This window comes from Aeromonas ichthyocola (assembly GCF_046087985.1).
GTDB lineage: Bacteria > Pseudomonadota > Gammaproteobacteria > Enterobacterales > Aeromonadaceae > Aeromonas > Aeromonas rivipollensis.
The window spans coordinates 739,720-762,425 of record NZ_JBJSWH010000003.1; the positions used below are offsets into that span (position 1 = coordinate 739,720).

At 61.9% G+C, this 22,706-nt stretch carries 19 protein-coding genes and 4 pseudogenes; 8 read left to right on the plus strand and 15 right to left on the minus strand.

What is annotated here, in order from left to right:
- Positions 1–86: 86 nt before the first annotated feature.
- The 8 genes and pseudogenes from truA to ACF2JD_RS12275 form a co-directional block, all read right to left on the minus strand.
- Complete coding sequence (gene truA / locus ACF2JD_RS12240) at positions 87–896, minus strand: tRNA pseudouridine(38-40) synthase TruA (protein ID WP_163137233.1); 810 nt, start codon at positions 894–896, stop codon at positions 87–89.
- 182 nt (positions 897–1,078) lie between these two features.
- Positions 1,079–1,429, minus strand: coding sequence for a FimV/HubP family polar landmark protein (locus ACF2JD_RS12245; protein WP_440987500.1), 351 nt, complete (start codon positions 1,427–1,429; stop codon positions 1,079–1,081).
- 144 nt (positions 1,430–1,573) lie between these two features.
- The gene (locus tag ACF2JD_RS12250; protein ID WP_440987501.1) at positions 1,574–3,208 is read right to left on the minus strand and encodes a FimV/HubP family polar landmark protein; all 1,635 of its coding nucleotides are present in this window, start codon (positions 3,206–3,208) and stop codon (positions 1,574–1,576) included.
- A gap of 315 nt (positions 3,209–3,523) precedes the next feature.
- Complete coding sequence (locus tag ACF2JD_RS12255) at positions 3,524–4,540, minus strand: aspartate-semialdehyde dehydrogenase (RefSeq protein ID WP_440987502.1); 1,017 nt, start codon at positions 4,538–4,540, stop codon at positions 3,524–3,526.
- Between the two features lie 150 nt (positions 4,541–4,690).
- Positions 4,691–4,930, minus strand: a complete 240-nt coding sequence (locus ACF2JD_RS12260; protein WP_440987503.1) for a DUF3410 domain-containing protein — start codon at positions 4,928–4,930, stop codon at positions 4,691–4,693.
- A gap of 203 nt (positions 4,931–5,133) precedes the next feature.
- Entirely contained in the window at positions 5,134–5,277 is a 144-nt protein-coding gene (locus ACF2JD_RS12265) for a hypothetical protein (RefSeq protein ID WP_440987529.1), read from the minus strand.
- A 19-nt stretch (positions 5,278–5,296) separates the two neighbouring features.
- Positions 5,297–5,485, minus strand: a pseudogene (locus tag ACF2JD_RS12270) (hypothetical protein); the annotation flags it as partial.
- A complete protein-coding gene (locus tag ACF2JD_RS12275; protein WP_440987525.1) occupies positions 5,448–5,708 on the minus strand; it encodes a hypothetical protein in 261 nt (86 codons plus the stop codon). The pseudogene ACF2JD_RS12270 and the gene ACF2JD_RS12275, both read right to left, overlap by 38 nt.
- Between ACF2JD_RS12275 and ACF2JD_RS12280 the strand changes: the two genes are divergently transcribed.
- Both ACF2JD_RS12280 and ACF2JD_RS12285 read left to right on the plus strand, forming a co-directional pair.
- Positions 5,590–5,880 (plus strand): hypothetical protein, encoded by a 291-nt coding sequence (locus tag ACF2JD_RS12280; RefSeq protein WP_440987530.1) that lies wholly within the window; start codon positions 5,590–5,592, stop codon positions 5,878–5,880. The two genes, ACF2JD_RS12275 and ACF2JD_RS12280, sit on opposite strands and share 119 nt — an antisense overlap.
- Before the next feature lie 188 nt (positions 5,881–6,068).
- Complete coding sequence (locus tag ACF2JD_RS12285) at positions 6,069–6,824, plus strand: phosphatase PAP2 family protein (protein WP_440987504.1); 756 nt, start codon at positions 6,069–6,071, stop codon at positions 6,822–6,824.
- A gap of 83 nt (positions 6,825–6,907) precedes the next feature.
- On the opposite strand, the gene ACF2JD_RS12290 is transcribed toward ACF2JD_RS12285, so the two are convergent.
- Entirely contained in the window at positions 6,908–7,729 is an 822-nt protein-coding gene (locus tag ACF2JD_RS12290) for a MetQ/NlpA family ABC transporter substrate-binding protein (protein WP_171276369.1), read from the minus strand.
- Between the two features lie 354 nt (positions 7,730–8,083).
- On the opposite strand from ACF2JD_RS12290, the gene ACF2JD_RS12295 reads away from it, so the two are divergent.
- Both ACF2JD_RS12295 and ACF2JD_RS12300 read left to right on the plus strand, forming a co-directional pair.
- Entirely contained in the window at positions 8,084–8,470 is a 387-nt protein-coding gene (locus ACF2JD_RS12295; protein ID WP_411669752.1) for a VOC family protein, read from the plus strand.
- A gap of 84 nt (positions 8,471–8,554) precedes the next feature.
- The gene (locus tag ACF2JD_RS12300; protein WP_440987505.1) at positions 8,555–9,094 is read left to right on the plus strand and encodes an isochorismatase family protein; all 540 of its coding nucleotides are present in this window, start codon (positions 8,555–8,557) and stop codon (positions 9,092–9,094) included.
- A gap of 2 nt (positions 9,095–9,096) precedes the next feature.
- Here ACF2JD_RS12300 and modF read toward each other — a convergent pair whose 3' ends face one another.
- Complete coding sequence (modF, locus tag ACF2JD_RS12305) at positions 9,097–10,560, minus strand: molybdate ABC transporter ATP-binding protein ModF (RefSeq protein WP_440987506.1); 1,464 nt, start codon at positions 10,558–10,560, stop codon at positions 9,097–9,099.
- A 303-nt stretch (positions 10,561–10,863) separates the two neighbouring features.
- Between modF and asp the strand changes: the two are divergent.
- Both asp and ACF2JD_RS12315 read left to right on the plus strand, forming a co-directional pair.
- A pseudogene (gene asp, locus ACF2JD_RS12310) lies at positions 10,864–12,740 on the plus strand (serine protease Asp).
- Positions 12,741–12,778: 38 nt separating this feature from the next.
- A pseudogene (locus ACF2JD_RS12315) lies at positions 12,779–13,224 on the plus strand (serine protease chaperone).
- Positions 13,225–13,329: 105 nt separating this feature from the next.
- Here ACF2JD_RS12315 and ppsA read toward each other — a convergent pair.
- The gene (ppsA, locus tag ACF2JD_RS12320) at positions 13,330–15,702 is read right to left on the minus strand and encodes a phosphoenolpyruvate synthase (protein ID WP_440987507.1); all 2,373 of its coding nucleotides are present in this window, start codon (positions 15,700–15,702) and stop codon (positions 13,330–13,332) included.
- Between the two features lie 308 nt (positions 15,703–16,010).
- Here ppsA and ppsR point away from each other — a divergent pair.
- Positions 16,011–16,817 (plus strand): annotated as a pseudogene (gene ppsR, locus ACF2JD_RS12325) (posphoenolpyruvate synthetase regulatory kinase/phosphorylase PpsR); the annotation flags it as partial.
- 114 nt (positions 16,818–16,931) lie between these two features.
- On the opposite strand, the gene ACF2JD_RS12330 reads toward ppsR, so the two are convergent.
- A complete protein-coding gene (locus tag ACF2JD_RS12330) occupies positions 16,932–17,222 on the minus strand; it encodes a hypothetical protein (protein ID WP_440987526.1) in 291 nt (96 codons plus the stop codon).
- A 358-nt stretch (positions 17,223–17,580) separates the two neighbouring features.
- Here ACF2JD_RS12330 and ACF2JD_RS12335 point away from each other — a divergent pair, with 358 nt between their 5' ends.
- Positions 17,581–18,957: an amino acid permease gene (locus tag ACF2JD_RS12335; RefSeq protein ID WP_213345044.1), complete on the plus strand. Its 1,377-nt coding sequence runs from the start codon at positions 17,581–17,583 to the stop codon at positions 18,955–18,957.
- Between the two features lie 227 nt (positions 18,958–19,184).
- On the opposite strand, the gene ACF2JD_RS12340 is transcribed toward ACF2JD_RS12335, so the two are convergent.
- From ACF2JD_RS12340 to ACF2JD_RS12350, 3 genes are all read right to left on the minus strand, one after another.
- Positions 19,185–19,886, minus strand: a complete 702-nt coding sequence (locus ACF2JD_RS12340; RefSeq protein ID WP_440987508.1) for an SIMPL domain-containing protein — start codon at positions 19,884–19,886, stop codon at positions 19,185–19,187.
- A gap of 56 nt (positions 19,887–19,942) precedes the next feature.
- The gene (locus ACF2JD_RS12345) at positions 19,943–20,500 is read right to left on the minus strand and encodes a hypothetical protein (RefSeq protein WP_139744669.1); all 558 of its coding nucleotides are present in this window, start codon (positions 20,498–20,500) and stop codon (positions 19,943–19,945) included.
- 87 nt (positions 20,501–20,587) lie between these two features.
- Positions 20,588–22,706: type I secretion C-terminal target domain-containing protein (locus tag ACF2JD_RS12350; RefSeq protein WP_440987509.1), on the minus strand; the 2,119-nt coding region annotated here is incomplete at its 5' end.

Sequence of the window (22,706 nt, forward strand, 5' to 3'; positions counted from 1 at the left end):
CGCATCGGGCCTTGATTGTTCAATGACTTACGGCTCGATGGCAATAAATGACGGATCATTAAACCACAAATTTTCGGGCCCAGTTACTAAAAACTGGTCGTACCCGGTGCCGAGTCCGGCAGCCACAGCGGGCCGAGCGGCAACTGCGGCAGGCCAAACTCTGCCGGGTAATCCACGTCCACCAGATAGAGCCCCCCCGCCTTGGCGGTCGGCCCCGCCAGATTGCGATCCCTGGCCGCCAGCACCTCGGCTATCCACTCCACCGGTTTGAGGCCCTGCCCCACCAGCAGCAGGGAGCCGGTGATGTTGCGCACCATATGGTGCAGGAAGGCGTTGGCCTTGATGTCGAGCACTATGTAAGGGCCGGAGCGGCTGACGCACAGGTGCGTCACATTGCGCCAGGGGGTGTTGGACTGGCAGGCGATGGCACGGAAGGTGCTGAAGTCGTGCTCCCCGAGCAGGCTCTGGCCCGCCTGGTGCATCAGGTCGGCGTCTATGGTCTCGTGGTAGTGACTGACGCCGCTGCCGAGAATGGCCGGGCGGAAGTTATGGTTGTAGATCACATAACGGTAGCGACGGGCGGTGGCGCTGAAGCGGGCGTGGAAGCTCTCGTCCACCTCCTTGACCCAGCGCACGGCGATGTCAGGGGGCAGGTTGGAGTTGAGCCCCAGGGTCCAGGCGCCCTCGGCACGGTTCGCCTCGGTATCGAAGTGGATCACCTGACCGGTGGCGTGCACCCCGGCATCGGTACGGCCGGCGCACTGGATGGAGACGGGGTGGTTGGCGATGCGGCTGAGGGCTTTTTCCAGTTCGGCCTGCACGCTGATCACTTCGCGCTGACGCTGCCAGCCGAAGTACCGGCTGCCGTCGTATTCAATACCTAGGGCAATTCGCATGGATGAATCTTGTCTTGTGGGGAAAGGATGAAAGAAACGGGCCGGATTATACGCGCTCAGCCCGGGCCCACAAACCGCGAAATCGGTTCAAATGCCCTTGCACGCACAGTGCAATAAGACGGCCAGGATGAGAAGGGCAGCCCGCTGGCTGCCCTTCTCATGGTGTTAACACTGGAAAGGACTCATCCCAAGCGCTTGAGCAGCTTCTCCGCCTCGGCGCGCTGGTGATCGCTGCCCTGCTCTGCCGCCTCCTGCAGCAGCTCGCGGGCGCTCTCCTTGTCATCGATTTCCAGGTAAGCACGGCCAGAATCCAGCTTGGCCCCCACGCCACCGTCATCGGCATCGACGTCAAAGCCGGTGGATTCCGGCAGCACCTCGGGGAAGCCATCCAGCCCCACATCCAGCGAGAAGCCCTGATAGGGCTCCTGCTCAGTGCTGCTGGCATTGGCTTCAGCCAGCAGCTTGTCTATCTCGACATAACCGCCTTCGTTAGCCTGCTCACGCGGCTTCACATCGCCCTGATGGGACTCCACCTCGGTGAAGGCATCCTCAAAATCGGAGAGCGCCAGCTCGTTAGGATCCCACTCCAGATCCAGCTCGGCCTCCTTGCCTTGGTGGGCTCGAGTCCCAGCTCGGCCAGCATCGTCATCGCTCGGCGCGGGTATGAGGCGGCGTGATCATCGCCTTTTTTGCCAGGTCGGCTCATCAAAGGGCATTCTCGAAATCGCTGAAATCAAAGGCTGGCAAGTTCGTCGTCGCAGGAGCCAACATCGCGCTGGCTCTGCTCGGGGTCTGAGATCGGCGGAGAGGTCGGCATCCAGCTCGGCAAACAGGGCCGCCTGTAGCTCCTCTTCGCTCATTATCTCGTTGCTGGCCCGGGCCTTGCCTCGGACTCGCTGGCCAAGATCCATGGCCGGGCTGAGCTGCACCTTGCAATCGTCATGGATAAGATCCAGATCTGGCACCAGATCCGGATCCCGGCTGGCCGACTGGGCGCAGGCTCCACGGCTCGAAACCCTCCAGCGCCACCTCACCATCATCGCTGAAGATATGTCACAGGGGCCGCTGCGGTGCATCCAGGCTGCCATTGTAACCACCGGGGTCATTGAGATCCGGCATGGGACGCACGGCTCGTTGTCGGTCACATCGATGCTGAGCAGATCATCAAACTCGCTGCTCTCCTCCCCCATCACCATGGAGGTGGACTCCGACAGGCTCTTCTCCTGCTCTTCCAGCTCGCGGCGGGCGCGGGCCCGCAGCCAGAGCGTCACCAGCGCCAGCACCAGCAGTACGGGCAGCAAAATGATCATGGCGAGGTTCAGCGGCGAGGCGAGCAGCTCCATCACCCAGTTCTGCTTGGGTTCGGGGGCCACCACGGGCGGCACCGGCTTGGCCTTGAGCTCCGCCACCTCTTTTTGCAGCGCGGTCTGATCCTGCAACTGGGCCTTGAGGGTCTCCACCTCTTCGGTCAGGGACTGCAGGCGCAACTTGAGCCTGTGGTTCATCTCAGTGACCTGACCGAGCTGGGCGTTGGCATCTTCCAGCGCCAGCGCCATCTCGGTGGAGGGTTTGCCCACCAGGGTCGCCAGGATCGGAGGCAGCGGTGCTGGCGTGGTGCTCTGCGCGGCTGGGCAGCAGCGGGAGCCACCGCCTCTTTTGGCGCCGGTTCGCTGAGCCTTGGCCACTTCTTTGGTTTCGGCAGCCGCCTGGGGCGCGCTCACCTTGGAGGCGGCCGTCGGAATAGGGGCCGCCTTGGCCACGGCCTTGACCGGCGCGCTGGCCGCCGGCTTGGTCGCCACCGGATGGGGCTGCTTCTCGGCCAGGTATTTGGGGCTCAGCCCCTTCCAGCTGGCGTTGTCGCTGTTGAAGCGGCGACGGGCCTCGGCGTCAGTGATGCGGCCCGCCTCGGCGGCGCTGGGCAGCAGAATGCGGGATCCCACCAGGATGTGGTTGATGTTGCCGTCGGCAAAACTGCGGGGATTCTTGTCGTAGATCGCCACCATGGTCTGGTAGACGGTCACCCGGCTGGAGGGGCGATGCTTGCTCGCCAGACTCCAGAGGGTATCGGTAGAACGGACAGGGCCATAGCTGCCTGCCGCCGCGCTGGGCGCCTGACGCACCATGGGCTGGGCCCTAGGAGCCGGCTGGGCCGGTGCCACAGGCTGGGCCTGAGGTTGAACGACAGGGGGCGCGGCACCGTCCGGGCCCTTGAGCTCGACAAAGAAAGGCTCTCGTCCCGCCTCATCGGCCTGAGCCGTGCCCAGAAGACCCAATGCGAGTAGCGTTGCCAGCGTTATGCGGGAATGTCCCATATTCGTTCCTTCGTATGATGGCCCTATCACATTGAAAAATCTGGATAGTTACCCCAAAACAATCGGCTCAATATAAATCAGCCGCCGGTCTCAAGCCAGCGATCCGACATATTTCCCGTCCGGCGCCTATCAGCTGCGAGCCCGATCCAGGCCAGACATGAGTCCCAGACCTGAACCCGAGTGTAGAAAAAAACCTAGCTCACTGATATCACGCGACATTCTTAAAACCGGAGAGTGCGCCCCCGGTCACATCCCTAGCCTCTCAGTCACCTCCTAGGGCGGGGTTCCCTCCCCGCCACAGGCCGCAAAGCAGCCTCAGAGGTAATCGCGCACCAGCAGTTCGGCGATCTGCACGCTGTTGGTCGCCGCGCCCTTACGAACGTTATCGGCCACGATCCACATATTGATACCGCTCGGATGAGAAATATCCTGGCGCACCCGGCCGACCAGCACCTCGTCCTTGCCGGTGCCGTCGCGCACCGGGGTCGGGTAGTCGGCATCGTCTTCGAACAGGGTGACACCCGGGGCATTGCGCAGCAGCTCCTTGACCTGCTCGGCGTCCAGCGGCTGGTGCAGCTCGACGTGGACCGCCTCGGCGTGACCGTAGAAGACGGGCACCCGCACGCAGGTGGGGTTCACGGCTATGCTGGCATCCCCCAGGATCTTCTGGGTCTCCCACACCATCTTCATCTCTTCACGGGTGTAACCGTTGTCGGTGAAGTTGTCGATCTGCGGGATCAGGTTGAAGGCGATCTGCTGCGGATAGAGGGTCGGCTCCACCGGACGGCCGTTGAGCAGATGGGCGGTCTGGCCAGCCAGCTCGCTCACCCCTTCCTTGCCGGAGCCGGAGACGGACTGGTAGGTCGCCACGTTGATGCGGGCTATGCCCACCTCGTCCTGCAGGGGTTTCAGGGCAACCAGCATCTGTATGGTGGAGCAGTTGGGGTTGGCGATGATGTTGCGATTGCGAAAATCCGCCAGGGCATCCGGGTTCACTTCCGGGATCACCAGGGGGATGTCTTCGTCGTAACGGAAGCAGGAGGTGTTGTCGATGACGATGCAGCCCTGCTCGGCCGCGATGGGCGCCCACTTGGCAGAGACCTCGGCCCCGGCGGAGAAAAGGGCGATCTGCACCTGGCTCCAGTCAAACTCCTCGACATCCTTGATCTCGATGTTCTTGCCGCCAAAGCGCACCGTGTCACCGGCGCTGCGGCTGGAGGCCAGGGGATAGAGGGTGGCGACCGGGAAGGCACGCTCCTCCAGGATCTCGATCATGGCCTGACCCACGGCGCCGCTCGCGCCCAGTACAGCTACGTTGAATTGTTGACTCACTGATGTTCTCTCCTGTGATATTGCCCGCCGATGAGGCCGACCGGGTGGCGCCATGGTCGGCAGGGCCTGCCTGAGATGATGGCTCGCCTGAGGGCTGCCCGGCGCAGCAAGACGGGCTGCGCCCCATTTGGTGATCGTGGCCAGCATGGCTCACCGGCCGGTTATCTTTTGCGAGATGGCAAAGCCAAGCCGGGCCAGCCTGTCGCAGGCGAAGGGGCCGCTGACCTGCAAGGAGGAGAGCTCGCGCCGCTCCGGGTAGTCCTTGCGCTGCCCATCGAAGCTGCCGGGCACCCCAATCCGGTTGCGAAAGCGGGCATCGTCCCGGCGCACATCATAGATGAGGTGGACCAGCTGCTTGATCAACCCCTGATCGGCGGGCTGGCCCGGCACCACCGCGCACCTGGGGGCAGGCAACAGCTGATTGCAAATCCTGGCGCGGCATACGCCCCAGCTGCTGGCAGAGTGCCTGATAGAGCATCCAGGTGCCGCGGGCCTTGCCCTCCAGGCTGTAGCCCGCGATGTGCGGGGTCGCGAGCTCGGTATGGGGCACCAGGGCTCTGAGCGGCTCAGGCTCCCCTTCTCCCACACATCCATCACCAGCCGCAATGGCTTATCGCTTGCTGGCGCGCCAGCAGCGCCTGGTTATCCCACACCTCGCCACGGGAGGCGTTGATGAGGGTCTGCCCGGCAGGACGGCGCGGCGATCTGCTCGGCATCCAGCAGATGGTAGGTGGCATCCTGCCCCTTCACGGGTGATGGGCACATGGAAGCTGACGATGTCGGCCCGAGCGCCGTCTGGTAGTCGACGAATGCGCCTGTCTCGCCTGCCTGCCCGGCGACTCGCGCCCGCGGCGGATCGCAGCGCAGCACCCGCATGCCGAGCGCCTCGGCCTTGCTCGCCACGCACTCACCGGTATTGCCCGCCCCAATCACCGCGAGGCTCATCTCGAGAGGCTGAGTTCATAGCGCTCCGCCAGCACCAGCAGGGCGGAGAGCACATAATCGCCGACCGAATACTTGTTGCACCGGGGGCGCTGAAGAAGGGAATATTGCGGCTCGCCAGCAAAGCCTTGTCGACATGGTCGGTGCCTATGGTGGCGGTGCCGACAAACCCGAGCCGCGGGCTGGTCGCCAGCAAATCGCCGTTGACGCGGGTGACCGAACGCACCAGCAGCACATCGGCATCCTGCAGATCCGCTGGCCTGCATCTGCCGTCCGGGCAAGGCGACCACCTCGCCAAATTCGGCAAACAGCTCAAGGGCATGGGGCATATTCTCATCAACGACTATCTTCATCGGGCTCTCTTCACTTCACAACCGGCCACGGGGGCGCCATTCTAGCCCAAAGCCGCCCGATATTTCAGCCTGTGATGCAATCTGCCCGTGCGAAAGGGCGCGACATTCCCTCATCGCAGCGCCACAAGCACCTCGCAGATAACCCGCTCCGGGCGCGGGATCGGGTCGCGAATATGTAAGCAGAGGTAACAAATCATCCGCCCGACTTTGCCCGCAGATCGGCTAATGGCACAATGCGCCACTTTCTCACTACCGCCCAACGACCATGCCTCCTTGCCACCACGTCACTCTCTCGCAGCCAGGTCCTCGGCTTCACCGCCCTGCTAACCTTGCCCCTGCTGCTGCTCGCCACGCTGCCCTGGCAGCCCTTCATGACCGGCTCCCTGCAATCTGGCTGGCTATGGTGGTCATACGCCCTCACCCGCATGGTGGATATTCCCGGGATCGGGGTCAGTGGCGCCATCTTGCTGCTGCTGACCCGCTACAAACTGAAACTGGAGCTGGCGCCCTTTATTGCGCTGGGATGCGCCCTGGCGGCCCTGCTCGCCAGCGACTGGGTGCTCAAGAGCCTGATCAAGCACCTGACCGAAGAGCCCCGCCCCTACCTGCTCTGGCTGGAGAGCCAGCAGCTGATCCCGGCCATCAAGAGCTTCTACGCCAGTAGCGTCGATGTTCGCAGCGAACAGGTCCACGCCGCAACCCAGTTGCTGGCGCTGCCCGCCTGGCTAGGCCACCACTGGCAGACGGAGGTGAACTACGCCTTCCCCTCCGGCCACAGCATAGCCGCCATGAGCCTGGCCCAGTTCTTCGGGCTGATCTGGCTGGCCCGGGCCCCCTCCGGGGTCTGGCTGCTGCCGCTCTGGGCCATCGGCATCGGCCTGTCGCGCACCCTGATCGGCATGCACTGGCCCCTGGACGTGCTGGCGAGCGCCCTGCTTGGCAGCCTCACCGCCCTCGTCGCCGCCCGCTGGTGGCTGCACCACTACTGATTCTCCCAGATAAAAAACGGGCACCCTGGTGCCCGTTTTTTTATCGCAGGTGCTGCTTTCAGCCCTCAGCCCTGGCTCTGCTCTCAGCCTTGGCTCTGCCAGCCCTGGGGGTACTTGTAGCCGACGAAGCGCTTGGCGGCATAGGCCTTGAACTCGGGGGAGTTGTAGGCGGCCGCCACATCCTTGGCGAATGGCTTGTCCGCATCGGCCCCTTTGACCACCACCCAGTTGATGAAGTCATAGCTGCGCTCGAGGAAGAGCCCGGAGCTGAACGGGATCCCGCTCGAGGCGGCGAAGTTGCCGTTGATGACGGAGAAGTCCACATCTTCACGGGAGCGGGGCAGTTGCGCCGCCTCCAGCAGCACCAGCTTGATGTCGTGGGGATTGCTCACCACATCGAACTCGCTCGCCTTGAGGGGGTTGATCCCCTCTTTGAGGGTGAGCCAGCCCAAGTCCTGCAGCATCAGCAGGGCCCGTGCCTGGTTGGTGGGGTCGTTGGGAATGGCGACTGTGCTCCCCTCTTTCAGGGCCTTGAGATCCCCCAGCTTGCCGGCATAGAGCCCCATGGGGCCGGTCGGCACCTGGGTGATGGGGGCCAGGGAGAGGCCCCTGTCTTTGGAGAAGCTGTCCAGATAGGGTTTGTGCTGGAAGCAGTTCACATCCAGCGAGCCGTCCGCCAGGGCGATGTTGGGGGTCACGTAGTCGGTGAACTCCACCAGTTTGACCTTGTAGCCCTTGGCCTCCAGCTGCGGCTTGATGGAGTCGGTCACCATGTCGGCAAAGTCCCCGACAGTGGTGCCAATCACTATCTCTTTCTTCGCCTCATCGATGGCAAAGGCTGACAGCGGCAGGCTGCTGGCGAGCAGCGCGAGGGCGGAGAGGGTGAAGAAGGAACGACGCTGCATAGAAACTCCCTGTCAAAATGGTCATCAAAGTGGTGGGGCTGCGCTGTCATCATCAAGGTCGACACCACAACCATCTAGCCATCCAAACGGCTAATTGACAACACCATAACAGAGCTTTTCCCCTTCGCCAAGCAACAAAACCGGGCAAGCTTGGCCAGATGACGGTGAAGTCCCTCCGGCCCCGAGCTGAAAATCTTTGATAACGCACGCAGTTATCGCGTTTGCCCCCTCCCCGCTTGAGGCACAACTGGCCTATTGTGGTCATTCGATACCCATCATCCCGGGGATCCGGCTGGTGACACCTAGGGGACCATATTGCCTCTCCCTTTCATCCAAACAGCACAAGGAGTGGTTGTGTTCGATCATGTTGAAATCAAGGTGGTGTGCTTCGACGACTGCCGACGCTTCTACGCAACCGTGCTGGTGCCCCTCTTGATAGAACTCAAATGGGCAGACAAAGACGCCGCAGGTTTCGGCCGGCTTGGTCACGACAAGGTGGGCTTTTTGATAGAGCGGGGCGAACAGGGTGCCCCCTGTCATCTCGCTTTCACTGCCAGCTGCGCTGCGCAGGTGGATGAGTTCTATCAGGTCGGTGTCAGGGCCGGCTTTGCCTGCAACGGGCAGCCGGGGCTGCGCCCCCACTATGCCCCCAATTACTACGCCGCCTTCCTGCGCGATCCGGACGGCAACAACATAGAGGTGCTGGCCTACCTTGACCCCTCTGGCATGGCGAACCCGTGAAGAGGCGCCGTGCAGCTTGTCAGCAGAAGCCCGGCGTCGTTGACCTCGGTGCCAGGAAACTCGCCACAAACTAAGGAGAAAATCATGCTTGAACGCCGCGACACAGGCCTGCTGGTCGTCGATATCCAGGGCAAGCTGGCCCGTCTGGTCGAGGGGAGCGAGTCGCTCATCGCCAACACGGCCCGACTGGTGCAGGGAGCCAAGGCGCTGGGGTTGCCGGTTGTCTGGCTGGAGCAGAACCCGGACAAGCTCGGGGCCACAGTGCCCGAGTTGCAGCCGCAGCAGGCAGGCGCCCTTGTGCTGCCGAAGTTCAGCTTCGGCGCCCTGGGGGAGCCGACGGTCGCCGCCGCCCTGGCCGGAACCGGGGTCAGTCACTGGCTGGTATGCGGCATCGAAGCCCATATCTGCGTCTACCAGAGTGTGCTGGGGCTGCTGGCAAGCGGCGCCCGGGTCTCTTTGGTGGTGGATGCAACGTCATCCCGCACCGCCGCCAACCGGGATCTCGCCATCAGCCAGCTGGCGGCCCGAGGCGCATCCCTCACCTCGGTGGAGATGTGCCTCTTTGATCTGATGGGAGATTGCCGCCATCCGGCGTTTCGCCAGATCCTCGCGCTCGTCAAATAGGCCTAGGCAGACCCCTCATCCAGCGTCTCCTGCAGATAGCGATAACCCCCGGCGCCGTTTGGCACGAAACTCAGCCGGTGGCTGAGGCCAGGGGGCGCATCCTCGGGGTGGTGGGAGACGAACAGCAACTGGGTGCCTTCCCCTATGAGGCGCACCACCATCTCCCGCACCAAATGACGGTTCAAAGGATCCAGCCCCTGCAGGGGCTCATCCAAAATGAGCAGTGGCGGATGCTTGACCAGGGCTCGGGCAATCAGCACCAGGCGCTGCTGACCAAAGGAGAGGGCGCGGAAGGGCAGCGTCCCCTGATCTTTTAGCCCCAGCAGGGCCAGCCACTGGTTGGCGAGCGCGAGCTGGCGATCCCCCGGGCGGGTATAGAGGCCGATGGAGTCATAAAAGCCGGAGAGGATCACCGTCTGCACCGAACAACTGACGCGATAGTCCAGGTGCAGGGCCGGGCTGACCAGGCCGATGTGGCGCTTGATCTCCCAGATGCTCTCGCCACTGCCCCGGCGCACCCCGAACAGGCGCAGATCATTGCTGTACCCCTGCGGATGATCCCCTGTGATGAGGGCGAGCAGGGTCGACTTGCCGGCGCCGTTGGGCCCCACCAGTTGCCAGTGCTCCCCCTCGGCAATGGTCCAGTCGAGCCCGTCGATGATGACCTGCTCCCCGTAGGCGACGCGCAAGGCGTGCATCTGCACCCGGGGGCCGGCGGGCAGGGGCGTGGGTGCCTGGAGCGGAGGGGGCAGCTGCGGGCTCTGCCCCTCGGCCCGTGCCAGCTGGGCCACCTCCTGGCTGCCTAGCACGGCGTCACGCTCCCCCGCCAGCAACAGGCGGCGCTCCCCGAGCAGGCCGAGGTGACTGGTGAAGGGGGGGATCTCGTCGAAGCGGTTGACGATCACCACCAGACGTTGCCCCTGCGCCACCAATTGCGCCAGCAGCGACATCAGATCCCTGCGCGAGCCCTGATCCAGGCCATCGAAGGGCTCGTCCAGCACCAGCAGTTCGGGCCGCCCCAGCAGGGCGCGGGCCAGCAGCAGCTTGCGTCCCTCCCCGCTCGAGAGATGGCGATAGGGGCGATCCCACAGGGACTCGATGCCGAAGCGCGCCAGCAACGATCGGGCTTGCGCCTCCTCTCCCCCCTCCTCCAGCATCAGGGTCGACACCCGATAGCCCGCCTCCTCCTCTTCCCCCAGCATGTCGGTGTTGCGCCGCTGCCAGTCCAGCTCCCCCAGCCGCTGCTGCGACTCAAACGAGAGGCGCTCGGCCCTCACCCGACCGGTCACCCCCCCTGCACGGACGGCCAGCTCGCCGCACAGGGCAGAAGCCAGCGCCGTCTTGCCGCTGCCGTTGCTGCCGACGAAGGCCCAGCACGCCTGAGGCGCCAGGGTGAGGTCGGGGATGAAGAGAGTCTGGTCGCCGTGAAGAACCAAGCTGGCTGATTGCCACTGCAAAAGAGTCATGGATCCGTCCTGAGTGCTGTTTTGCCCTTACCTTAACAGGGATAGCGACCAGCGGCAGCCTTGGCAGGTGGTGAGGGGCGCTTGACAACAGGCCACCATATCGACAAAAAAATCATTAGCATTGAATGCGAATGACTCTCAATGAAACACGTAATCTGCCCCATTGATACCCCCATATGGGTTCGAATGAGATTTCTTTGAGCCCCCTCCCAACTCCGAAATGAGAGCCTTTTGAATCGTCTTTTCTCATGTATAGATGCCCGTCGCACCTCGGACGGTGCGCCCTTAAGATGGAGTTTATCAATGAGAAAAACATCGTTAGCATTGGCAATCACGGCCCTGCTCTCGGCCCTGCTGTCGTCTCGGCTCAGGCTGCCGAGAGTTGTACCCCCCTCACCGGCAGAGAAGTCGACATGGATACCGGCCGCACCAGCGCACAGCGCTGCCTGCCCGGCATCAACCCCTTGCAGGACCAGCAGTGGCACCTGCTCAACAGTGGCCAGCATGCCTTCAGTGCCCGTGGCGGCGTGGCGGGCAATGACCTCAACCTCTGGTGGGCCCACCGCACAGAGGTGCTCGGCCAGGGGATCAATGTGGCCGTCGTGGACGACGGTCTGGCCATAGCCCATCCGGATCTCGCCGACAACGTCCGCCCCGGTTCGCGCAACGTGGTGACCGGCAGCGACGATCCGACGCCGACCGATCCAGACAGTGCCCACGGCACCTCTGTCTCCGGCATCATAGCCGCGGTCGACAACGCCATCGGCACCCGGGGCGTGGCCCCCCGTGCCCAGTTGCAAGGCTTCAACCTGCTCGACGACAATAGCCAGCAGTTGCAGCAAGACTGGCTCTATGCCCTCGGCAACAGCCAGGCCAGCCGCGACAACCGCGTCTTCAACCAGAGCTACGGCATGAGCCTGGTCGACCCCCAGGGGGCCGGCGGGCTCAACCAGGTGCAACTGGATCGCCTGTTCGAGCAGATGACCCTGAAGGCGCAAGGGGCCGCTTACATCAAGGCCGCGGGCAACGGCTTCAGCCGCATTGCCGCCGGCAACTATGTGCTCAACCGCACCGGCGGCGAGCTCAGACTGCCGTTTGAAAACAGCAATATAGATCCTTCCAACAGCAACTTCTGGAACCTGGTGGTCAGTGCCAGCAACGCAGACGGCGTGCGCTCCTCCTACTCCAGCGTCGGCAGCAACGTCTTCCTGACGGCTCCAGGCGGCGAGTACGGCACCGCCTCACCGGCCATGGTCACCACGGATCTGCCCGGCTGCGACCTGGGCTACAACCGCACCGATCGTCAGAGCGCCAACCGGCTGCACGGCAACCCGGCGCTGGATGCCGGCTGTGACTACAACGGCACCATGAACGGCACCTCTTCGGCCACCCCGAACACAGCTGGCGCCATGGCGCTGCTGATGTCAGCCTATCCGGACCTGTCGGTGCGGGATCTGCGGGATCTGCTGGCACGCAACGCCACCCGCATCGATGCCAACCAGGCAGCGGTCACGCTGAGCTACACGGCCGCCAATGGTCAGCAACGCCGGGTGACAGGGCTGGAAGGCTGGGAGCGCAACGCCGCCGGGATCTGGTTCAACCCGACCTACGGCTTTGGCCTCATCGATGTGAACAAGGCCCTGGCGAGCGCCGCCACCCACAACCCCTTGCCGGCGCTGGTACAGCTGCCGTGGCAGAAGGTGACGGTGCAAGGTAACGCCCAGGGCGCCATCCCGGATCTGGGCAGCAGCCCGACCACCTCCAGCACCCGGGTCGAGCAGGCGCTCACGGTGGAAGCGGTGCAGGTGCAGGTCAGTCTGGATCACCAGCGACTGCCCGATCTGCTGATCGAGCTCATCTCGCCCTCCGGCACCCGCAGCGTGCTGCTCAACCCCAACAACAGCCTGGTGGGTCAATCCCTCGACCGGCAGCAACTGGGTTATGTGCGCACCAAGGGGCTGCGCGACATGCGCATGCTCTCCCACAAGTTCTACGGTGAATCGGCCCAGGGCGAGTGGCAACTGGCGGTGACCGACGTCGCCAGCGGCACTCGCCAGGTCTCGCTGCTCAATCGCAGCACCAATGCCCGCACGACCCTGACCGAGCGCAACAACAGCCAGCCGGGTCAACTGCTCAACTGGTCCCTGCGGGTCCTGGGTCACGATGCCAACCGCAGCTAACACGCACAGGAGTCACAACATGAAACAAACCTGTTACCTTGCTGCTGGCAACCCTGCTGGCACCCCTCTCGGGACAGCTCTGCGCCGAGGAGTCCGTCACCATGGATGGCAAGCAGTACAGCACCATAGAGGTGAACGGCCAGACCTACCTCATTCCCGACAACGGCAGCAAGAAGCGGGTCGCCCGCAGCCTTGACAGCAAGGCCCCGCACAGACCCTGCGCCGCGGTGACGTGTTGATGCAAGGGGCCGCCAGCCCGGAGCTTACCGTTAGCGGCACCCTGCTGGTGGAAGCTGACGATGCCAGCGCCAGGGCACTGGCGACTCGCCACGGCCTGAACTTCAAACAGAGCAGTGGCGGCATCGCCCTGCTGGAGGCCAAACCGGGCACCGATCTCAACGCCATCGCCACCAAGCTCAAGAGCGAAGGGGTGAAGGTGCAGATCGAGCTGTCGGGAGCCGAGCAGCAAGTGCGCCCGAAATAAGCCACGCCACACAGATAACAAAGGGGGCCATCATGGCCCCCTTTCTTGCATGAACGCATCATCAACACAGCACCATTAGGTGGCAGTGCCGCTGTTTGTGCTGGCTCAATTGGCCTTATTCTGCTCGGCCAGATAGAGCCAGGTGTCGACCACGGTATCGGGGTTGAGCGACACAGAATCTATGCCCTGCTCGACCAGCCAGGCGGCGAAGTCCGGGTGATCGGACGGGCCCTGGCCGCAGATGCCGACGTACTTGCCCGCCTTGCGGGCCGCGGCGATGGCCATCGCCAGCAGCGCCTTGACCGCCTCGTTGCGCTCATCGAACAGGTGGGCGATGAGGCCCGAATCCCGGTCCAGCCCCAGGGTCAACTGGGTCATGTCATTGGAGCCGATGGAGAAGCCATCGAAGTGCTCGAGGAACTTGTCCGCCAGCAGGGCGTTGGAGGGCAGCTCGCACATCATGATGACTTTCAGGCCCCGCTCGCCGCGGCGCAGGCCGTTCTCGGCCAGGATTTCCACCACCTGCTCCGCTTCGCCCACGGTGCGCACGAAGGGGATCATCACCTCGACGTTGGTCAGGCCCATTACGTCGCGCACCCGTTTCATCGCCTCACACTCCAGCGCGAAGCAGGGACGGAAGCTGTCGGCGATGTAGCGCGACGCGCCCCGGAAGCCGATCATGGGGTTCTCTTCGTGGGGCTCGTAGCCACGGCCCCCCACCAGGTTGGCGTACTCGTTGGACTTGAAGTCCGACATCCGCACTATGACCCGCTCCGGCCAGAAGGCGGCGGCCAGGGTAGCGATCCCTTCACTCAGCTTGGCCACGTAGTATTCACGGGGGCTGTCGTAACCGGCGATCATCTTGGATATGGTGGCCTGCAGCTCAGGGCTCTGCTTGTCGAATTCCAGCAGCGCCTTGGGGTGCACCCCTATCATGCGGTTGATGATGAACTCGAGACGGGCCAGACCCACACCGGCGTTCGGCAACTGGGCAAAATCAAAGGCCCTGTCCGGGTTGCCGACGTTCATCATGATCTTGATGGGCAGGCGCGGCATGTTGCCCACCTCGGTCACCGCCACGTCGAAGTCGAGCTCGCCGTCGTAGATGAAGCCGGTATCCCCTTCCGCGCAGGAGACGGTGATGAGCTGACCCGCCTCGATACGGTCGGTGGCATCGCCACAGCCGACCACGGCCGGGATGCCGAGCTCACGGGCTATGATGGCGGCGTGGCAGGTGCGGCCACCCCGGTTGGTGACGATGGCGGAGGCCCGCTTCATGATGGGCTCCCAGTCCGGATCCGTCATGTCGGTGACCAGCACGTCGCCTGGCTGCACCTCGTCCATCTGGCTGATGGAGGAGATGACCCGCGCCGGGCCAGAGCCAATCTTGTGGCCGATGGCACGCCCCTCGATCAGCACCTTGCCGGATTGCTTGAGGGCAAAACGCTCGAGCGTATTCGCCTCCTGGCGACTACGCACGGTTTCCGGACGGGCCTGGACTATGTAGAGCTGACCGTCCTGACCATCCTTGGCCCACTCGATGTCCATGGGGCGGCCGTAGTGCTGTTCTATGATGAGGGCCTGCTTCGCCAGCGCCATCACTTCCTCATCCGTGATGCAGAAGCGGTTGCGCTCGGCATCCTGAGTGTCGACTATCTTCACCTGACGGCCGTGACCGGCGTCCTCGGAGTAGGTCATCTTGATGAGCTTGGAGCCCAGCGTCTTGCGCACCACGGCGGGGCGACCCGATTTCAGGGTCGGCTTGTGGACATAGAACTCGTCCGGGTTGACAGCCCCCTGCACCACCATCTCGCCGAGACCTTGGGCGCCTGTGATGAAGACCACATCGTTGAAGCCGGATTCGGTATCCAGGGTGAACATGACGCCGGAGGCGGCCAAGTCCGAGCGCACCATGCGCTGCACCCCGGCGGAGAGGGCCACGCCCTTGTGGTCATAGCCCTGATGCACCCGGTAGGAGATGGCGCGGTCGTTGAAGAGCGACGCAAACACATGCTTGATGGCGGTCATGACAGAGTCTATGCCGCGCACGTTGAGGAAGGTCTCCTGCTGACCGGCGAAGGAGGCGTCCGGCATGTCTTCGGCCGTGGCGGAGGAACGCACCGCAAAGGAAGCCTCGAGGCCAGCGCTCAGCTTGTCATAGGCCTCGCGCACCGCCTGCTCCAGCGCAGGCTGGAAGGGGGCGTCCACCACCCAGTCACGGATCTGCTGACCAGCCCGGTTGAGGGCAGCGATGTCGTCTACATCCAGGCTGTCGAGCAGGTCGTGGATCTTGCCGTTGAGGCCGCTTAACTCCAGAAACTCGTTAAACGCAAAGGCGGTGGTCGCAAAGCCGCCCGGCACGGACACGCCGGCACCGGAGAGGTTGCTGATCATCTCGCCAAGGGATGCATTCTTGCCGCCGACGCGCTCTACGTCCTGCATACCGAGCTGTTCGTACCAGAGTACGTACTGTTGCATTTGCATGTCTCCAGGTTGGTGGGCCAGGGTGTCAACGCACCAGCTGTGCCAAGTCGTGTGTTTTTGTTAGTGTCTGTTGCCAACGACCATGAAAACGTTTTCTACTTATTGTCAAAAAAATCCCCGAGCAAGAGTTGGGGATGGCCGTTTGACACAGGCATTCTACAATACCGACACAAAAAGGTAACGACTCAGGTTTGCAAGCGAGTTCACAACTTGGGAATGGCAGACCTGTTGACAAAAGAGATATGGTTTCGAGAGATACTGATTGCTCGCAACCCCCCAGGAGCACACCACAGGAGTCCGCTGTGCACACCGTATTCTATGTATCCGACGGCACCGCCATCACCGCCGAGGTGTTCGGTCATGCCGTGTTGAGCCAGTTTCCGCTGGTCTTCGAACAGGTCACCATCCCCTTCGTGGAGACCCAGGAAAAGGCGCGCCAGGTGCGGGCCCGCATCGATGAGCAGTTTCGCCAGACCGGGGTGCGCCCCATACTGTTTCACACCATAGTCGACCCCCTGGTGCGGGAAGAGGTGCTCAAGGCCCAGGCCAGCAGCCACGATTTTCTCAACACCTTCGTGAGCCCCCTCGAGCAGGAGCTCGGGATCAAGGCCGAGCCCAGGCTCCACCGCACCCACGGCATGGAGAACCGCAAGCTCTATGACGATCGCATCGAGGCGGTCAACTTCGCCCTCAGCAACGACGACGGCATCACCACCAAGGAGTATGACGAGGCCGACATCATCCTCATCGGGGTCTCCCGCTGCGGCAAGACGCCGACCAGCCTCTATCTGGCACTGCAGTTTGGCATTCGTGCCGCCAACTACCCCTTTATCGAGCAGGACATGGGCTCGCTGGAGCTGCCCGCCCCGCTCAAGGCCAACCGCCACAAGCTGTTCGGCCTCACCATAGCCCCCCAACGGCTGCACGAGATCCGCAACCAGCGCCGCGCCAATAGTCGCTACTCCTCTCTCGAGCAGTGCGAGCAGGAGCTTGCAAGCGTGGAGCGGCTGTTCCGCCAGGAGGCGATCCGCTTCCTCGACACCAGCTCCCACTCGGTGGAGGAGATCAGCGCCAAGATCCTGGAGGCAACCGGCCTTCGCCGCCAACTCTGCTGCCCGCATGAAAATAGCCATATCAAGCACTATCAGATTGGCGAGTGGCAAGATAATAAGACAGCAAGACAGGGAGAAATGACGCCGGCGGAACCGTCGGCGTCATGCGGATCAGGGGCGAGGACGGGGGCCGGGCTTGTTGAGTTCCCGATTGTTCATCAAGATGCCATGAAAACGCAGCAAGCCGTGGCGTTTGCGTACCCGCTCGCTCAACCAGCAGGCGGGTAGCAGGCCAAGCCCGGCGGCGAGCGTCAGCACCATGGCGACGTTGTTAACCAGATAATCCGCCCCCTGCCATCCCCAGACCATCAAGCAGGCCGCAGCCATGGTCAACAACATAGGGGAGAGCCAGATCCCCAGCCAGAGCGTGGCGAGCAGCAAGCCACCGACAATACCTTCGATCATATGAGTCCTTCCTTGAAAAGGGCTACTAGCCCATCAAACCACCGACAGGTCAATAGCACCAAAACCAATTGACCATAAAACCAGCAATCACTTCCAAAACCCCTTCCCAGATCATGAAAAACCTGAACATTGGCCACAAAGCAAACCAATGATGAGGAAAACAGGTGCACAAGTGGTCGATTATCACTATTCTGCTCGGGTTGGTAGCCGCCATAAAAAACAGTGCGCGGCAAACCGTAACGATATTAATACGGATTTCGTCACGTTTTCGGCACAAGATGCCGCGCCGGGTACAGGAAGTGCCATGGCAGACGAGGCGCGAGACGAGTGAATTCAGCGACGTAAGGAAGGAAGAATGGATCTTCAACAAGACGGCGAAGAGCTCAAGCGCGGCCTGAAAAACCGCCACATCCAGCTCATCGCACTGGGCGGTGCCATAGGTACCGGCCTGTTCCTCGGCATTGCCGACACCATCAAGATGGCAGGCCCCTCGGTACTGCTTGGTTACGCCATCGGCGGCTTCATCGCCTTCCTCATCATGCGCCAGCTCGGCGAGATGGTGGTGGAAGAGCCGGTGGCCGGCTCGTTCAGTCACTTCGCCTACAAGTACTGGGGTGACTTCGCCGGTTTCGCCTCCGGCTGGAACTACTGGGTGCTCTATGTGCTGGTGAGCATGGCGGAGCTGACGGCAGTCGGCATCTACGTACAGTACTGGTGGCCCGAGATCCCGACCTGGATGTCGGCGGCCTTCTTCTTCGTGCTGATCAACGCCATCAACCTCTCCAACGTCAAGGCGTTCGGCGAGATGGAGTTCTGGTTCGCCATCATCAAGGTCGTGGCCATCCTCGGCATGATAGGCTTTGGCGGTTATCTTCTGTTCTCCGGCACCGGCGGCCCCGATGCCTCCGTCAGCAACCTGTGGGCCCAGGGCGGCTTCTTCCCCAACGGGGTGGGCGGCCTGGTGATGGCCATGGCCTTCATCATGTTCTCCTTCGGTGGTCTGGAGCTGGTCGGCATCACGGCGGCAGAGGCGGACAATCCCGAGAAGAGCATTCCCAAGGCCACCAATCAGGTGATCTACCGCATCCTCATCTTCTATATCGGCGCTCTGACCGTGCTGCTCTCCCTCTACCCCTGGGGCAAGGTGGTCGAAGGCGGCAGCCCCTTCGTGATGATCTTCCATGCTCTCGACAGCAACCTGGTGGCCAACGTGCTCAACCTGGTGGTGCTGACTGCGGCGCTCTCCGTCTACAACAGCTGTGTCTACTGCAACAGCCGCATGCTGTTTGGCCTGGCCAAGCAAGGCAACGGTCCCAAGGCCCTGCTCAAGACTAACAAGAGCGGGGTTCCCCTGACCGCCATCACTATCTCGGCCGCGGCCACCTTGCTGTGCGTGCTGATCAACTACCTGATCCCGGGCAAGGCTTTCGGCCTCTTGATGTCGCTGGTGGTCTCCGCCCTGGTCATCAACTGGGCCATGATCAGCCTCGCCCACCTCAAGTTCCGCAAGGTCAAGGCTGCCGAAGGGGTGACTACCAAGTTCAAGGCGCTCTGGAGCCCCTTTGGCAACTACCTCTGCCTCGCCTTCATGGCCGCCATCCTGGTGATCATGTACATGAACGACGGCACCCGCATCTCGGTCGAGCTGATCCCGGCCTGGGTACTGGTGCTGGGTCTGGGCTATCTGTTCAAGCAGAAGCGCCAGGAACGGGTCGCCACCAATCTGGGCTAAGCCTCCCTGCTCCTCTTGCAAAAATGCCGGTCAGTGACCGGCATTTTTTTATGCGTCAGATCCCCTGGCATGAGCGAAGTTGTCTATCACTCCCCTGCCCCGGGCCTGCCCAGATAAGTGCTTCCTCTGGGCGTTGCCATTCAGCTTCCATGATCAGGGCCTCCATAACGACAAACCCGAGGCAGAAGCCTCGGGTTTGGAGAGATCAGGGCCGGTTGAAGGGTCCATCATTCCAGCAGGAAGACGGCTTCCACGTTGTCCGTGATGCTGATCTGCTGCTGTTGGTAGCTGTTCTCCGCCATGTCGGCGGCAGGGGCCGCTGCAGCCTTCATGGCTCGGCTATAGACCGGCATGGGTGAGCTGTTGCGATACTCGACGCTGTACACCTTGCCAAGCTTCATGCCAAAGGCCTTGGCCAGGGATTCCGCCTTGCTGGTGGCATCTGCCACAGCACCAAGACGCGCCTGCTCCTTGATGACCAGTGGTGACTTGAGGCCGTACTCAATCTGGGAGACGGACTCCAGACCCGCCTTGAGGGCGGTGTCCATCAGCTGGCTCAGCTTGTCGAGCTGGTAGAGTTTGACCGCCAGCTGGCGCTGGGCACGATAACCCACCATCTCGGGCTGCTTGTTCTGCGGATACTGGTACTCGGGGGAGATCACCAGATTGCCGGCCTCCACATCGCTGCGCTTGATGCCGAGGCTCTCCAGTTGACCAAAGAAGGCGGCAACCTTGGTATCCACCTGCTGCTTGGCCTTGATGCCCTGTTTCTCCAGGGCGGTCACGGCGACGTTGAGCGTCAGCATGTCGGGCTCTGCCTTCTGCTCCGCGTAACCGCTGACCACCAGATGGGGAGCCTGGGGCACCTCGATGGCAATCAGCGGGGCACTGACAACGAGCGCAGACAGGGTAAGAAGGGGACGCCACATAGAAAAAAACCTCCATCGATTAGATGGAGGTCATTATGCACGTCGTCGATTGGGATTCATATATCGTGCAATGGAGGGATCTGCTCCAGCACCTGATTGGTCATGTCGATATTGATGCTGATCTCTCCTCCAAGGGGATTGCCATGGCTCGCGATCACGGACGACGGAACTTCGGCCCCGAGCAGAGACTCATCCTCGAAATGGAATGAATCCCACGACAGAACGTGACCCTGGGATGGCATGCTCGGCTCGGAAGCCGTCACCACCGCCAGACTACTCCAGTCAAGCTCTTCACCATGGCTGAGCAGCCCCTGCAAGGAGCTGTCGCTCAAGCTCTGCAGCGAGTACTCCTGCTGCCCCCACTCATGGCCAACCAGCACCACCATGTGAGGCAAGGGAGCATCCTCTGCCGGCGTAAAGCTGATGCTGGAGGCGGCAAAGTCCACATTGAGCAGCCCCGCCACATCGCCATCCTCACTCTCCAGCTCCAGACCATTGAGCTTGTCACCCGTCATCGCGGCCTGATAGCCAAAGCGGCCGGAGCAGACGATGTTGTCCTGCCCGTCCCAGCTATAGCGAATGCCATCGATGTCGACCCAGTTGAATGACTGCATGGTGACCCTCTCCTGATACTGCCGCTATCTTAGCCGTCCACTTCATCAAATAACAGGGGCCGGGCAAACCCGGCCCCCATGGTTTGATTAAGGATCGACCTTGAGATTGCCCTGGTTCAACAGGTCCTGAATGATTTGCAGATCGGTCCGTGTCGAATTGGCCGTCAGATCCACATTGTCAAAGAAGATACTGTGAGTTGTGGTACCACTCCCCGAACCATCCAGATCGATCGTCAAGGTCGATTTATTCACCCCCGGACCTGAAGCAAAGTTCAGGTACTGATCCAAGGACGCTGCATTGGCGTGCTCGCCACTGAGCAGTTCGCTCAGATCCAGTACATCCCCATTGGCCCCTATGGTGAAGTCCATGATGGTGTCGGTACCACCGGCATCTCCCGCCTGCCACTTGAAGGTATCCTTGCCGGCATTGCCTGTCAGGGTATCACTGCCCATACCACCTATCAGCAGGTCGTCGCCACCGCCCCCTGCCAAGGTGTCATTGCCGGCCAAGCCGCTGAGGATGTTGGCACTGCCATCACCAGTCAGAGTGTCACCAAACATCGAACCGACCAGGTTCTCCATGTTGCTAAGGCTGTCGGTGCCGGCGCCACCGGTGGCCTGGTTGTTGCCATTGACTATCACAGTGACACCGACGCCACCCGTGATGTCGATGTAACTGGCAGTGTCGTTGCCAGCACCACCATTCAAGGTATCGTTGCCTGCGCCGCCGACGAGGATGTCGTTGCCCTCTCCACCGTTCAACCCATCGTTGCCGCCACCACCGAGCAGGATGTCGTTGCCGGCATTGCCGTTGAGCGTCTCATCACCAGATCCACCAATCAGGATCTCGTCGAGATAGCTCCCGGTGAGCGTCCCGCCCTGCACATCCACAAACACCTTGGCAGTATCCGAGGTCGTGCTGTTGGTGTAGTTGAAGGACCCTTGGTAAGTGTTGGGTGTGATATTGCCCGAGGTATCATCGAAGGTCACCGAGCCCACATTGTCGGTTACCGTACCACTGACCGCGCCCGAGACCCCTATGATCGTCTGGGTAGCCGCCAGCGGCCCCGTATCGTTCACCAGCAGGGCCCAATCCGGGATGGTAGACGGATCCTGATTGGTGATGATGAAGTCATCACGCACCACGGTAGGACCTACCGCCGGATTGACGATGATGGACAAGGTGCTGGACGCAGTATCCCCATCGTTATCGATCACGCTGTAGCCAAAGCTCTGATTGATACCACCAACCGGTATGGATGATGGCGGAGTATAGGTATATACACCGTTGTCCATATCCACCTTGAGGATGCCCCCGGCGACCATAATGGACCATTCGTTGGTCGTCGTATTAAAGGTGCCGGCGGAAGTCCCCCCCGAGACGCCAGAAGTATCAGTCTTCTGGTTGTAGGTGTAAGTGACGCCCGCAACTGTGATGGAATTGATCCAGCCACCATCAGCCCCGGTACTCGCTGTTACCCCATCTATCAGTTGTCCGGAGAGGGGAGGCGCCACAACGGTGCTGAGCAGCGTGGCTGCCAGCTGACTGAAGTCCGTCACCACCACGGCTGTGGTGTTCGCCGGGCTTGCTCCACTGACACCGTTGTAGGCGATCGGATTGAGCGCCGACTGGGTAGCCCCAGACCCCATACCGAGCGCAAAGGAGTTGATGTTGTTCGCCGTCAGGAAATCAGCCCAATCCTTCGTCTCTCCACTCAGTGTCACCCCGTCGCCACTGATCCCGTCTCCTCCGCCCAGAGAATTGTCGCCGTCGGGAACCGTTGCAGGGTTGCCGCTCAGCGAATTTGCGTTTGGCAGCCCGTCAGACATGAAGTAGGAGACATTCTGCGCGCCAACGAGTCTACCACTGTCACCAAAGGCCTTGATTGCCTCGTTCAGTGCATCATCGTAGTTGGTAGAGTCAGTCGGTGAGAGGCCAAGAATGATGAGCTTGGCCGCGTCGACCGTGACCCAGACGCCCGTCGCGTTGGCTGCCGAGGTGGCAAAGGTGATGATGTTAACCATCACGTTGCCATAGGCGCTGTATTTGTCGAGCAGCTCCAGTGCCGACTTCTGCATGACCTGCATCCGGGTCATGCCTTGATACCCCGATGGCTCGCCCATACTGCCGGATATATCGAGGATCAGCATCAGGTTAGTGTTCTGCACTTGGGTAGCCTGGCCGGCATTGGTCACGGCATTCGCC